This is a genomic window from Lysobacter sp. Root983 (assembly GCF_001429345.1).
In the GTDB taxonomy this organism is placed as follows: domain Bacteria; phylum Pseudomonadota; class Gammaproteobacteria; order Xanthomonadales; family Xanthomonadaceae; genus Lysobacter.
This window is the reverse complement of the sequence record NZ_LMJO01000016.1, coordinates 675,340-688,267: the sequence shown is the minus strand read 5'-3', so window position 1 is coordinate 688,267 and position 12,928 is coordinate 675,340. Positions and strand designations below refer to the sequence as shown.

General features: G+C 69.1%; 10 protein-coding genes. 5 read left to right on the top strand and 5 right to left on the bottom strand.

The genetic code is table 11. From position 1 onward, the window contains the following. Window positions 1–70 precede the first annotated feature (70 nt). Window positions 71–631 carry a DUF924 family protein gene (locus ASE43_RS15240; protein ID WP_057161053.1) on the top strand — a complete coding sequence of 187 codons (561 nt, stop codon included), beginning with the start codon at window positions 71–73 and terminating at the stop codon, window positions 629–631. A gap of 509 nt (window positions 632–1,140) precedes the next feature. On the opposite strand, the gene grxD is transcribed toward ASE43_RS15240, so the two are convergent. Next, window positions 1,141–2,067: a Grx4 family monothiol glutaredoxin gene (grxD, locus tag ASE43_RS15235; protein WP_056180943.1), complete on the bottom strand. Its 927-nt coding sequence runs from the start codon at window positions 2,065–2,067 to the stop codon at window positions 1,141–1,143. Between the two features lie 95 nt (window positions 2,068–2,162). On the opposite strand from grxD, the gene ASE43_RS15230 reads away from it, so the two are divergent. Further along, window positions 2,163–2,936 (top strand): polysaccharide deacetylase family protein, encoded by a 774-nt coding sequence (locus ASE43_RS15230; RefSeq protein WP_057161148.1) that lies wholly within the window; start codon window positions 2,163–2,165, stop codon window positions 2,934–2,936. 266 nt (window positions 2,937–3,202) lie between these two features. Here the strand turns inward: ASE43_RS15230 and ASE43_RS15225 are convergent, their stop codons facing one another. The 3 genes from ASE43_RS15225 to ASE43_RS15215 all read right to left on the bottom strand — a co-directional run bounded on the left by ASE43_RS15225 (window position 3,203) and on the right by ASE43_RS15215 (window position 5,884). Then, the gene (locus tag ASE43_RS15225; protein ID WP_057161147.1) at window positions 3,203–3,877 is read right to left on the bottom strand and encodes a methyltransferase domain-containing protein; all 675 of its coding nucleotides are present in this window, start codon (window positions 3,875–3,877) and stop codon (window positions 3,203–3,205) included. A gap of 109 nt (window positions 3,878–3,986) precedes the next feature. Next, complete coding sequence (locus ASE43_RS15220; protein WP_235568760.1) at window positions 3,987–4,622, bottom strand: SGNH/GDSL hydrolase family protein; 636 nt, start codon at window positions 4,620–4,622, stop codon at window positions 3,987–3,989. 8 nt (window positions 4,623–4,630) lie between these two features. Further along, window positions 4,631–5,884 (bottom strand): aminotransferase class I/II-fold pyridoxal phosphate-dependent enzyme, encoded by a 1,254-nt coding sequence (locus ASE43_RS15215; protein ID WP_056180937.1) that lies wholly within the window; start codon window positions 5,882–5,884, stop codon window positions 4,631–4,633. Window positions 5,885–6,079: 195 nt separating this feature from the next. Here ASE43_RS15215 and rsgA point away from each other — a divergent pair, with 195 nt between their 5' ends. Both rsgA and ASE43_RS15205 read left to right on the top strand, forming a co-directional pair. Then, a complete protein-coding gene (gene rsgA / locus ASE43_RS15210) occupies window positions 6,080–7,201 on the top strand; it encodes a ribosome small subunit-dependent GTPase A (RefSeq protein ID WP_056180933.1) in 1,122 nt (373 codons plus the stop codon). Window positions 7,202–7,365: 164 nt separating this feature from the next. Continuing rightward, complete coding sequence (locus ASE43_RS15205; RefSeq protein ID WP_057161052.1) at window positions 7,366–8,640, top strand: flavohemoglobin expression-modulating QEGLA motif protein; 1,275 nt, start codon at window positions 7,366–7,368, stop codon at window positions 8,638–8,640. A 433-nt stretch (window positions 8,641–9,073) separates the two neighbouring features. On the opposite strand, the gene ASE43_RS15200 is transcribed toward ASE43_RS15205, so the two are convergent. Next, window positions 9,074–10,420: a hypothetical protein gene (locus tag ASE43_RS15200; RefSeq protein WP_057161051.1), complete on the bottom strand. Its 1,347-nt coding sequence runs from the start codon at window positions 10,418–10,420 to the stop codon at window positions 9,074–9,076. 210 nt (window positions 10,421–10,630) lie between these two features. Between ASE43_RS15200 and ASE43_RS15195 the strand changes: the two genes are divergently transcribed. After that, a complete protein-coding gene (locus ASE43_RS15195; RefSeq protein WP_057161050.1) occupies window positions 10,631–12,916 on the top strand; it encodes an NADP-dependent malic enzyme in 2,286 nt (761 codons plus the stop codon). The last annotated feature ends 12 nt before the right edge of the window (window positions 12,917–12,928 follow it).

Here is a 12,928-nt window from a genome sequence, read left to right as displayed (position 1 = left end):
GTGGGGTTTCGTGCGCGGCGTACGCGGGGGCTGCTAACGTGCGCAGCCTGACCCTAATGTGAGATCTTCCGTGACCGAACCCACCGCTCAGGACGTCGTCGATTTCTGGCGTCAAGCCGGCTACCAGCGCTGGTTCGATCGCAGCGATCATTTCGACGCGCAGTGCCGCGCGGGCTTCCTCGAAGCGCATTTCCGCGCCGCCAGCCGCCAGCACGACGATTGGATGCAGCAGGGCGAAGTCGGCGCGCTGGCGCTGCTGATCCTGCTCGACCAGATTCCGCGCAACGTGTTCCGCGGCAGCGCGCATGCCTACGCAACCGATCCGTTGGCGCGCATGTACGCGACCCAGGCGGTGGCGCGCGGCGACGACCGGCGCATCGAGGCCAGGCTGCGCGCTTTCTTCTATCTGCCGTTCGAGCATTCCGAGGCTATGGACGATCAGCGGCGCTCGGTCGAGCTGCACCGCGGACTGCCGGTGAGCGAGGACATGCTGGATCCCAGTCAATGGGCGGTGCAGCATCTTCAGATCATCGAACGCTTCGGTCGCTTCCCGCATCGCAATCAGGCCTTGGGGCGGGAGAGCACGGCGGAAGAGCGGGCCTATCTCGATAACGGCGGGTTCAAGGGCTGAGCGTCGCTGTAGCAGCGATGCCAATCGCCAGCGCTGTCTGTGGCAGCGGCGCAAGCCGCGATTTCGTCCTAGTCGGAGCGACGCGATCGCGGCTCACGCCGCTCCCACAGAGAGCAGATCGCGTCTAGCCGCGCATAGCTTTGGGGTAGGAGCGGCGTAAGCCGCGATTGCGTCACTTCGGCTGCCTGCGCGGGTCGCGGCTTGCGCCGCTCCTACAGGTAGCAGGGCGTATCTATCGAAGGGCTGATGTAGGAGCGACGCGAGTCGCGACCGCGACTCTTCGACCGTCTGCGCAGGTCGCGGCTTACGCCGCTCCTACCCCAAGGCAGGGCCTCAAGCCTTCTGTGGGAGCGGCGTAAGCCGCGATTGCGTCGCTTCGGCCGCCTACGTTGGTCGCGGCTTGCGCTGCTCCTGCAAGGCGTCGTGCGCGTTTAGCCTGATCGGGTCGAGCCGCCCAAACGGAAACGGCCGCGGAATCCGCGGCCGTTTTCGTATTCATGCCATACCGATCAGTAACGCGGAATCGTCGCGTCCACGTCGGCCCAGGCCTCGATGCCGCCTTCGACGTTGTAGATCTCGCGGAAACCGCGCTGACGGAAATGCTCCGCCGCCTGCGCGCTGCGGCCGCCGTGGTGGCACAGGAACGCCAGCGGCGCATCCTTGGGCAGGCCTTCCAGCGCTTCCACGCCGGCATCGAAACTGTCGTAGGCCACGTTGACCGAAGCCAGCGCGCGCTCGTCGGCGGGGCGTACGTCGATCAGGCGCAGCGCGCCGTCGCGCACGCGCGCCTGGGCGTCGGCGGGCGAGATTGCGCGCACGGTCGGCGGCGCGTTCGGGTTGGTGATCACCAGGCCGCGGCCGCGTTCGTCGTCGGCCCAGTCGATGCTGACGCCGTCGGCGCGACGGGCGTTTACCCAATCGGTCTGCACGCGCACGCCGTCGGTTTCCACCGCGACCGCGTTGCTGTCGATCGGCGCCAGCTGCAGGCGCACGTTGTGGCGCGCGTCCACTTCCAGCTGCACCGCGTAGCCGTCGCCGGCGTTGGCGACCGCGTCGCGCAGCATCTGCGCGGCGGCCGGGCTGATGCTCAGCTTCGGCGGGCTGCGGTCCGGCGCGGGCAGGCCGAGCACGCCGTGCAGCTCGCCGCTGCCGGCCATCTGCTCGATGATGTCGCTGCCGCCGACCAACTGGCCGTCGATGTACAGCTGCGGGATCGTCGGCCACTCGCCGTACTGCTTGATGCCTTCGCGGATTTCCGGATCGGACAGCACGTCGACGTGGGTATAGCCCTGCGGCAGCAGCGCATTGAGCGCGCCGGAGGCCTTGGCGGAGAAGCCGCATTGCGGCGCGTTCGGGGCGCCCTTCATGAACAGCACGACACGATTGGACTGGAGCAGGGTTTCGATGCGCGTACGCAGCGCGGGGTCGAGGGACATGATGGGACGCCGGACGTGAGGTTCCGGCGACATGGGGGCGGGCGGTCCGCGCCGCAAGGCCCGGGTGGCGCTCCGCTAAGATGCCGCTCATGAGCATGACCGCCCCCCACCGAATCCCGCGCCGGCCCTGGGCCGCGGTCTGGGCGTTCGCCGCGTCGCAGCTGGCGGTGATTGGGGTGTGGTGGGTCTGGGGTTGGCAGGCGGGGTTGGCGGCGATGCTACTCAGCCACGGCCTGATGTTCTGGGCCACGCTGCGCCCGCAGTCGCGCCTGTTCAGCCCGGTGCTGTCGCGGCTGGAGACGGATCGCCGCGAAGTCTGGCTGACCATCGACGACGGCCCTTCGGCCGAGACGCCGGCGATGCTGGATCTGCTGGACGCGCACGGGGCCAAGGCGACGTTCTTCCTGGTCGGACAGCGCGCGCAGGCGCGGCCGGAGCTGGTGGCCGAGATCGCGCGGCGCGGGCACGGGATCGGCAATCACAGCCATTCGCATCCGTCTGCCTGGTTCTGGGCGCTGCCGCCGCGGCGGATGGCGGCCGAGATCGCCGAGGCGCAGGCCAGTCTGAGCGCGCTGTCGGGGCAACCGCCGCGCTGGTTCCGCGCGGTGGTCGGCATGGCCAATCCCTTCGTTGCCGCGGCCTTGCGCCGTCACGATCTGGCACGCGTGGCCTGGTCGGCGCGCGGTTTCGATGCGGTGGCCGCGGACCCGCACAGCGTGCTGGCGCGGATCGAACGCGATCTGGCGCCGGGCGCGATCGTGCTGATGCACGAGGGCGCGGGGCACGGGCGCAATGTCGAGACCATGCGTTTGTTGCTGGAGCGGCTGCGCGAATTGGACTATCGCTGCACGCTGCCCGAGCCGGTCTAAGGCCTCGCGCTAGCCTTTGTAGGAGCGGCGTGAGCCGCGACCGCGCAGGTGGCCGGAGAGACGCGGTTGCGATTTGCGTCGCTCCTGCCCAAGGCGGTGCGTTTGCCCCCACTCCAAGACCATGCGCTTGATTTCTGTGGGAGCGGCGTGAGCCGCGATTTCGATGTGGCCGAAGTTGCGCGGTCGCGGTTTACGCCGCTCCCACAGGAAGCACGGAAAGCACAGGAAGCACAGGAAGCACGGGGTGGAACATAGCCGCCGCCAAGCTACTCCGGCTTCGCCGCCACGATCCGCCAGTTGTTGAACGGTGTCTTGCCGAAAAGCGGCGTGAACTCCACCGCCAGGCCGGCCTCGCGCAAGCGCGCGCGCAGCTCGTCGCCGTTGGGGTAATAGCGCGGCATCGCGTTCATCCAGCCGACCACGCGCGAGAACACGTCGGTGATGCGGGTGACGCGGGCGCGGCCGGTGCCGTCGTCCAGGCCGGTGCGGATCACCAGCCGTGCACCCGGGGTCAGCATCGCGATCATGGCGTCGATCGCGCGCGCTTGCGCGGCGGGCGGGATGAACTGCAGCACGTCCAGCATCACCACGCTGCCGCGATGCTCAGGCACTTCGCGCGCCAGGTCGACGGTGTCGAAGTGCGCCTCGTGCAGGCCCGCGCGCGCGGCGGCGCGGGTGGCGCGGCGGATCTTGCCGGCGTCGCTGTCGACGCCGCGGTAGGGCAGCTGGATGCCGTCGGCGTACAAGGTGTGGGCGAGCAAGCCGAGCCCGCAGCCCAGGTCCAGCAAGGGCGCGTGGCTGCCGCGCAGGGCCGCGCTCACACCGGGGTAGAGCGGGTCGCTGCCGAGCTTGGCGCGGCTGTAGTAGTAGTCCCAACGGTTGCCGAGCGGATGCTCGGGCAGGAAGGCGCGCGCGATCCGCAGCGCCTGTCCATTGGCCATCGCTTGTGCCGCTTCGTTCATTGCTTCCTGCTGGCTCCGCTGGCGGTGGGTCCGCGGACGCAGTGTGGCATTGCCGTCGGCCGCGATGGTAATTGCGTGTCGCGCAGGCTCAGCGACCGCCGTTCGCCAGCAGGCGTCGCGCCACCGGCAGCGCGCGTTGCGTCCAATGCGTGTACATCGCCGCCGACGGGTGCAGGCCGTCCTCGGCCAGCATCGCCGCCTGCGCGCCGAGCTCGCGCGAGACCGGGGTGATGTCGACCCAGGCCACGCCGTGACGCTCGCAGATCGCGCGCGCGGCCTCGTTGTAGGCGTCGATCTCGGCGCCGATGGTGGCGCTGCCGCGCGCGTCGCGCTGGCCGAACGCGGTCACGCCCCAGTCCGGGATCGACATCGCCAGCACGCGCTGCGGGCGATCGCCGGCGTAACGGATCGCGCGTTGCAGCAGGGCGCGGTACTCGCCGACGTAGTCGGCCACGCTGCGCGCGCGGTACTGGTTGTTGACGCCGATCAGCAGGCTGACCAGCTCCCAGCGCCCCAGCGGCTCGGCCGCGTCCAGGGCCGTGCTCAGCTCGTCGGTGGTCCAGCCGGTGGTGGCGATGATGCGCGGCCAGGCCAGGGTCGCGCCTTCGTCGCGCAAGGCGCGCGCCAGTTGCACCGGCCAACGCCCCGCTTCCTCGACCGCTTCGCCGATGGTGTAGCTGTCGCCCAGCGCGAGGTAGGGCTGCAAGGGCAGCGGCACGGCCACGGCGCGACTCAGGCCACGGCGGCGCGGCTGGCCTCGGCCGCGCGCTCGGCGTGGCGGTCGAGCACGCGCTCGATGCGGTGGAAGACTTCGCGCAAATCCTCCGGCTGCGGCAGCAGGGTCACGCGGAAGTGATTGCGGTAGGGCACGTTGAAGCTGGAGCCCGGCACCACCAGCACGTCTTCGGTTTCCAGCAGTTCCAAGGCGAACTTGTGGTCGTCGAAGCCCTGCGCGGCCGGACCGACCACGGACGGGAACGCGTACAGCGCGCCGGCCGGCGCGACCAGCTCCAGGTGCTTGCTGGCGTCCACGGCTTCGATCACCGCGCGGCGCGCTTCGTACAGGCGGCCGCCCGGCGCGCACAACGGCGCGATGGTGTCCTCGCCGTGCAATGCGGCTTCGATCGCGAACTGGCCCGGCACGTTGGCGCACAGGCGCAGCGCGCCCAGCAGGTCCATGGCGTGGTGGAAATCGCCGCTGGCGACCGGGTCGCCGGACAGCACCGCCCAGCCCACGCGCCAGCCGCAGGCGCGGTGGACCTTGGACAGGCCGCCGAAGCTCAGGCAGGGCAGGTCGCCGGCGATCGGCGCGACCGGGGTGAACTGGGCGCCGTCGTACAGGATGGAGTCGTAGATCTCGTCGCACATCAGCAGCAGCTTGTGGCGCGCGGCGATGGCGACGATCTTCTCGATCAGCGCGCGCGGATAGGCGGCGCCGGTCGGGTTGTTGGGGTTGATCAGCACGATCGCGCGGGTGCGGCTGGAGATCAGTTGCTCGATCTCGTCCGGGTCGGGCAGGAAGCCGTTCTCGGGCTGGCAGCGGTAATAGACCGGGCGGCCGTCGTTGAGGATGGTCGCGGCCGACCACAGCGGGTAGTCGGGCGAGGGCAGCAGCACTTCGTCGCCGGGATTGAGCAGCGCGCGCAGGCTGAGGTCGATCAGCTCGCTCACGCCGTTGCCGACGAACACGCGCTCGGGCGAGGCATTGGGCGTGCCGCGCTGCTTATGGAAAGCGGCGATGGCTTCGCGCGCGACCGGCAGGCCTTGCTGATGGGTGTAAGGGTCGGTGTCGGCGATGCGTTCGGCGATCGCGCGTTGCAGGTGCTCCGGGGCGCGGAAACCGAAGGCGCCGGGGTTGCCGATGTTGAGCTTGATCTGCTTGCGGCCCTGGGCCTCGAGTTCGCGTGCGCGCCGGGCGAGCTCGCCGCGGATTTCGTAACGGACTTCGGACAGGCGTTCGCGGGTCTTCAAAGGGGGCAGGGACATTGCGGGGCGGTGTTTTGAGCGGAATACCCGCCAGACTAGCCGAATCGGCGCGCCGAAACAGCCGTCACCGCGCGCCGCCCGGGGCCGCGTTTGTGCGCGGCGTTGCGGTCCGGACACGCGATCGGGCGACCCGCGGTGCGGCGGGCCGCGCCGGCCTATGTAGAATCCGGCCATGCACAGCCCGCCCACCCCGTTTTGACTCCCGAGCTCGCCGCGCTGCTGGCGATCGGTTGGCCCCTGCCAACCGGCGAGACCTTGCCGACCGAACCCAGCTGGCGCGAGGCGCTGGCGGCCCACCCCGAGGCCCGTCCGGTGCGGGTGGTCGAACAGCACCGCAGCGGTTATGTGGTCGCCGATGGGCCGGAAACCGGTTTCCCGGTCGAATCCCTGCCCGAATGGCAGCGTCCGCGCTTCCCGCCAGAGCAGCGCCCCGGCGTCGGCGACTGGGTCCTGATCGAGGGCCCCTCCGGCGGTAACCAGAAGATCGTCGCCCTGCTGCCGCGGCGCACCGCGATCAAGCGCGGCGCGGCCGGCGAGCACTACAAGCAGCAGCTGATCGCGGCCAACGTCGACACCGTCTTCATCGTCTGCGGCCTGGACGCCGACTTCAATCCGCGCCGGATCGAACGCTACCTGCTGCTGGTCGGCGGTGGCGCCGAGCCGGTGATCGTGCTGACCAAGTCCGACCTGGCCGATGCCGCCGACCCGGATACCCTGCCCGAGGCGATGGCCACCCTGGTCGAGCTGGCCGCGCAGAACATCGCCGTGCGCCCGGTCAACGCCAAGGATCCGGACTCGGTGGCCGCGCTCAATCCCTGGCTGCTGCCGGGCCGCACCGCGGTGCTGGTGGGCTCCTCCGGCGCCGGCAAGTCCACGCTGACCAACACCCTGCTAGGCGTGGAGCGCATGAAGACCGGCGAGGTGCGTGCCAGCGACGACCGCGGCAGGCACACCACCACCCACCGCGCGCTGATCCCCTTGCCCTCGGGCGCATGCCTGATCGACACCCCCGGCATGCGCGAGCTCAAGCCCACCGGCGAGGAAAACGTCGCCGAGAACTTCGCCGACATCGAAGCCCTGACCGAGCAGTGCAAGTTCCGCGACTGCTCGCACGCGCGCGAGCCTGGTTGCGCGGTGCGCGCGGCGATCGAGGCCGGCAAGCTCGACCCGCAGCGTTTCGCCAATTATCTGAAGCTGCGCGACGAGGTCGCCGGTGCCGCCAACAAGCTGGCCACTCGGCGCGTGCAGAAGTCGCAGGAGAAAGTCCTGGGCAAGGCTTTGAACAAGCGTTTGGACGATAAGTACGGGAAGCATTAGATGGCGTGCGCCGCTCGGCTGTGGAGCAAATCCCCCCAGCCCCCCTTTTCCAAAGGGGGGTATCCGACGCGGGTTGCTCGTGACGTCGTCGACCCGCTTGTCTCCCCCCTTTGGAAAAGGGGGGCTGGGGGGGATTTGCTGTTGCCCTGGCTCCGGCCGACCGCATGAGCGCGCACCCCTTCGAACTGCCGCCCGACATCCAGCACCACGCGCTGCTGGACGCGCGCATGGTGCGGGCCGCGCGCGAGGTCAAACTGCTGACCCTGGCGAGCTGGCCGGCCGGGCTGGAGACGCAGTTCCTGGCCGATTACGCGCGCGGCACCGCGACCCTGCCGCAGATCGCCTATCCCAAACTCGACTTCAGCGAAGTCCGCCGCGAGCTCGCCGCGGTCGCCGCCGAAGCCGACCCCGACCATCCGCTGGGCCAGTACCTCAGCGAGTCCGCGCACAGCTGGGGCATCGCCGCCGAGCTGCTGGAAGCCTTGGGCAGCCCGCGCGTGACCGCGCTGTCGATCCAACTGTTCGGCAAGCCCGACGAAGCCCTGCCCGGCCACGGTCCCAGCACGCGCGAGGCCGCGCGCCATTTCATCTCCATCGCCGACGAACTCGACCACGAGCTGATGTCGCCGGCCGAGACCGTGAAGATCTCGGCCACCGCCCTGCATCTGCAATTGCAGCGCGATCTGGACGACTACTTCGACGGTCGTGTGATCGAAGTGATGCTGGACCCGGACCTGATCGCCAAGGCCGCCGCCGGCGCCACCCGCATCCGCCTGCGCAGCGGCGCGGCCTTCAGCGATTACGACCGCGACCAGTTGCTGCAGCACGAAGCCTTCGTGCACTCGCTGACCGCGCTCAACGGCCGCGAGCAGCACGTGCTGCCCAGCCTGGCGTTGTCTTCGCCACGCGGCACCGCGACCCAGGAAGGCCTGGCGACCTTCGCCGAGCAGATCACCGGCAGCATCGACATCGGCCGCATGAAGCGGCTGAGCCTGCGCATCGAAGCGGTGGCGATGGCGCTGGACGGCGCCGACTTCATCCAGGTATTCCGCTATTTCCTGGATGCAGGGCAGTCGCAGGAAGACAGCTTCGCCTCGGCGCAGCGCGTGTTCCGTGGCGTGCCCACGAACGGCGGCGCGGCCTTCACCAAGGACACCGTCTACCTGCGCGGCCTGGTCGGCGTGCACACCTTCTTCCGCTGGGCGCTGCGCAGCCGCAAGCTGCATCTGTGCCGCTGGCTGTTCGCCGGCAAGATGACCCTGGCCGACGTGCAACGCTTCGAGCCGCTGTTCCAGGCCGGCGTGATCAAACCGCCGCGCTGGATGCCGCCGTGGATCCAGCGCGCCAACGGCCTGGCCGGCATGCTCGCGTTCTCGCTTTTCGCCAACCGCATCCGTCTGGACAGCATCGCCGATACGGGTGGGGCGCTGGACGTGTAGCGGCAGCTCCGCGCTTTGTGAAAGCGCCGCCGCACGGAGATTCGTCAAGCCGACGCTCGCTTTCTGTAGCAGCGGCGGTCCGCAGGGATTTCCTCCGCTCACACGCCGCGATTTCGAGGTGGCCGGAGCGACGCGATCGCGGCTCACGCCGCTCCCACAGAAGACGTCGTGCTTACGTCGCGCCTGGCCTTGGGGTAGGAGCGGCGTAAGCCGCGACCACGTAGCTTCCGCTGCCTGCGCGGGTCGCGGCTCGCGCCGCTCCTACAGGTAGTAGGCGGATCATCCGAGTAACAGGTCCAGACGAGAAGAAAGCGCTTGCTTCCTGTGGGAGCGGCGTAAGCCGCGATTTCGTCGTAGCCGGAGCGGCGCGATCACGGCTTACGCCGCTCCCACAGAAGCGTCGCCTGACGCAGCGATCGATCGCTGCGAACGCTCAGCGCAGCCGTTTAAGCGACCCGTCGCGCTGGATCTCGTAATCCGCGGCTTCGTCCGCCGCGACCAGCTTGACCCGGTCGCCTATCTCGACGCCGGCGTAGCTGGGAATGTCGTGCGAGAGCCGCTCGTAAATCCACGCTTGCCCGATATCGGCCAGCTTCAGCCGCACGCCCGCGTCCGGCACCTGCGCCACGGCGCGCGCCAGGGCCGGCGAATACACCGACTGGATGCGCCCGACCTCGTGCATGCGCCGCATCACGTTGACGCCGTGCCACACGCTCAACAGCGCCGCGACGATCAGCACCACCCGACCCCAGCGCCGCATGTGCGGCCAAGCCGCCGCGCACACCGCCGCGGTCGCGGCCGCGTAGCCGTAACCGTACTGATTGGCCGACTCGGCCAGGATCATCACCGGCCCCAGCGCCGCGGTGCCGGCCAGCAGCCAACCCAGGCACCAGCGCGCACCGACCCGCCACAGCGCGGCCGCGGTCGCCAGCCACACCAGGATCGCCAACCAGACCCGTCCATCGCCCAAGCCGCGCGAAAGTGTGCCGGCGATCGCCATTTTGGTCGCGATCGGCGGATACAGCTGATACTCCACCCAGCGTTCGGGAATGAAGGCCAGGCTCCAACCGTAGTTGGCGGCCTCGCGCGGCGAGAACAGCAGCACGCCGATGCGCAGGGCCAGATAGATCGCCACCGGCAGGCCCGCGACCACGGCCGCGATCAGCCATTCGCGGCGCCGGCCCTGAAACAGCCAGGCCAGTCCCAGCAGGGCCGGGATCACGATGCCGGCTTCCTTGGCCAGCAGCGCCAGCGAGGTGAGCACGAACACCGCGACCCAGCTTACGAAACCGGGCCGTTCGCGTTGCGCCAGCAGGGCCACCAGCAGGGCGCAGCCGACCCAGATCAGATCGGCCAGGGTGCCGACCCAGCCGTGGGTCAGGGCCGCGAACGGGCCCAGCGCGAACACCAGCGCGCCGGCGCCGGCCGGACCGGGGGCCACGCCGAAGCGGCGCAGCAGCACTGCCAGCATCGCTGCATTGAGCCCGCCCAGGCTCACCATCAGGCCGTGGAACAGCATCGGCCGCGCGAACAGGTGCTCGGACAGCCACAGCCACAAGGAGAAGGTCAGCGGGCGGTACTGAAACGACTGCACGTCCGCCCACAGATAGCCGCGGAAGTGCCAACCCGGGTGCTGGCCGGCGAACGCGGCCCATTGCAGCTCGTCGTGGCTGTAGTAGCCCGGATTGAACACCAGCAACGACTGCGCCAGCAGCACGCCGGCCAGCACCAGGATCGGCAAGGTCCAATGCGGCCAGGACCGCGAGGGGGGCGAGTTCATGACGATTCCGGCCTGGGAGACGCGCATTGTGTGGCCTGCCCGCAGGCAAGGCCATACGCCACCGTCGGCTGCCGCACGCCCGCAGCTCGGGTAGGGGCTAACGCCAAAGTACTAATGAACGGCACCGAAGGCGCGTGCGAATACCGCGTGGCTATCCATTAGACTGCTAGTCCATTCACCTTCCGGCCCCGCCACGGCAGCCCACCCGCGATGTCCGACAACGATCTGAAAAACGCCGCGCTCGACTATCACCGCCTCAGCCCGCCCGGCAAGATCAAGGTCACCGCGACCAAGCCCATGGTCACTCAGCGCGACCTCGCCCTGGCCTACTCGCCGGGTGTGGCCTACGCCTGCGAGGCCATCGTCGAAGACCCCAACGCCGCCAGCGAGCTCACCGCGCGCGGCAACCTGGTCGCCGTGATCAGCAACGGCACCGCCGTGCTCGGCCTGGGCGACATCGGCCCGCTCGCCGGCAAGCCGGTGATGGAAGGCAAGGGCGTGCTGTTCCAGAAGTTCGCCGGCATCGACGTGTTCGACATCGAGATCGACGAACGTGATCCCGACAAGCTGGTCGACATCATCGCGTCCTTGGAGCCGACCTTCGGCGGCATCAACCTCGAAGACATCAAGGCCCCGGAGTGCTTCATCGTCGAGCGCAAGCTGCGCGAGCGCATGAAGATCCCGGTGTTCCACGACGACCAGCACGGCACCGCGATCATCGTCGGCAGCGCCGTGCTCAATGCGCTGGAGATCGTCGGCAAGGACATCGCCGAAGTGAAGCTGGCCACCAGCGGTGCCGGCGCGGCCGGCATCGCCTGCCTGGACATGCTGGTCGCGCTGGGCATGAAGCCGGAGAACATCCTGGCGGTGGACCGCGACGGCGTGCTCTACACCGGCCGCGGCAAGATGGACCCGGACAAGGAGCGCTACGCGCGCGACACCGACAAGCGCACCCTGGCCGACATCGTCGCCGGCGCCGACGTGTTCCTGGGCCTGTCCGCCGGCGGCGTGCTGAAGGCCGAGATGGTCGCCACCATGGCGCCCAAGCCCATCATCCTGGCGCTGGCCAACCCGTATCCGGAAATCCTGCCGGAAGACGCCAAGGCCGTGCGCCCGGACTGCATCATCGCCACCGGCCGTTCGGACTACCCGAACCAGGTAAACAACGCGCTGTGCTTCCCCTACATCTTCCGCGGCGCGTTGGATGTCGGCGCCACGGTCATCAACGAAGAAATGAAGCTGGCCTGCGTGCGCGCGATCGCCGCGCTGGCGCGCATGGAATCGTCCGACCTGGGCGGCGCCTACGGCGGCGAAGTGCCGACCTTCGGTTCCGAGTACCTGATCCCGCGTCCGTTCGACCCGCGCCTGCTGGTGATGCTGGCGCCGGCGGTGGCCAAGGCCGCGATGGACTCCGGCGTGGCAGCGCGTCCGATCACGGACATGGGCGCCTACGAGGAAAAGCTCAGCCAGTACATCTACCGCACCGGCCTGCTGATGAAGCCGGTCTACGACCGCGCGCGCGCCGACCGCAAGCGCGTGGTCTACGCCGAGGGCGAGGAAGAGACCGTGCTGCGCGCGGTGCAGACGGTGATCGACGAAGAACTGGCCACGCCGATCCTGATCGGCCGCCCGGACGTGATCCAGACCCGCATCGAACGCCTGGGTCTGCGCATGCGCGAAGGCGTGGATTTCGAGTTGACCAACATCAACGACGACCCGCGCTTCAACGACTATTGGCAGCAGTACCACGCCCTGACCGAGCGTCGCGGCGTCAGCCCGGCCGCGGCCAAGAACCTGCTGCGTTCGCGCCCGACCCTGATCGCGGCGCTGATGGTCGAGCGCGGCGAAGCCGACGCCATGATCTCGGGCCTGGTCGGCCGCTTCCACAAGAAGCTGGGCTATATGCGCAGCATCTTCGACTTCGACCCGGGCGTGCAGGGCACTTCGGCCATGACCGGCGTGATCAACGACCAGGGCGCGTGGTTCTTCCTCGACACCCATGTCCAGGTCGATCCCACCGCCGAGCAGATCGCCGAAGCCACGCTGCAGGCGACCTACCGCCTCAAGCTGTTCGGCATCGAGCCCAAGGTCGCGCTGCTGTCGCACTCCAACTACGGCAGCCACGACAACCCGTCGGCGGCCAAGATGCGCAAGGTCCGCCAGATCATCCGCCAGCGCATGCCCAAGCTGGAGATGGACGGCGAGATGCAGGCCGACACCGCCTGGGACGATCTGCTGCGCAAGCGCATCTTCCCCAACGCCACCTTGCACGGTCGCGCCAACCTGTTCGTGCTGCCCAACCTGGATGCCGCCAACATCACCTACAACATGGTGCGTGTGATGACCGACGGCGTGGCCATCGGCCCGATCCTGATGGGCCTGGACAAGCCGGCGCACATCCTGACCCCGGCCTCGACCCCGCGCCGCGTGGTCAACATGACCGCGATCGCCGCCGTCGACGCGCAGATCCGCGCCGCGCGGACCACCGGTCCATAGCGTCGCCGCCGC

Bases quoted from the DNA above. Each gene is read 5' to 3' on its own strand.
- grxD (WP_056180943.1), bottom strand. From the start codon at position 2,067: ATGTCCCTCGACCCCGCGCTGCGTACGCGCATCGAAACCCTGCTCCAG.
- ASE43_RS15230 (WP_057161148.1), top strand. From the start codon at position 2,163: ATGACCGCCCCCCACCGAATCCCGCGCCGGCCCTGGGCCGCGGTCTGG.
- ASE43_RS15225 (WP_057161147.1), bottom strand. From the start codon at position 3,877: ATGGCCAATGGACAGGCGCTGCGGATCGCGCGCGCCTTCCTGCCCGAG.
- ASE43_RS15215 (WP_056180937.1), bottom strand. From the start codon at position 5,884: ATGTCCCTGCCCCCTTTGAAGACCCGCGAACGCCTGTCCGAAGTCCGT.
- ASE43_RS15205 (WP_057161052.1), top strand. From the start codon at position 7,366: ATGAGCGCGCACCCCTTCGAACTGCCGCCCGACATCCAGCACCACGCG.
- ASE43_RS15200 (WP_057161051.1), bottom strand. From the start codon at position 10,420: ATGAACTCGCCCCCCTCGCGGTCCTGGCCGCATTGGACCTTGCCGATC.
- ASE43_RS15195 (WP_057161050.1), top strand. From the start codon at position 10,631: ATGTCCGACAACGATCTGAAAAACGCCGCGCTCGACTATCACCGCCTC.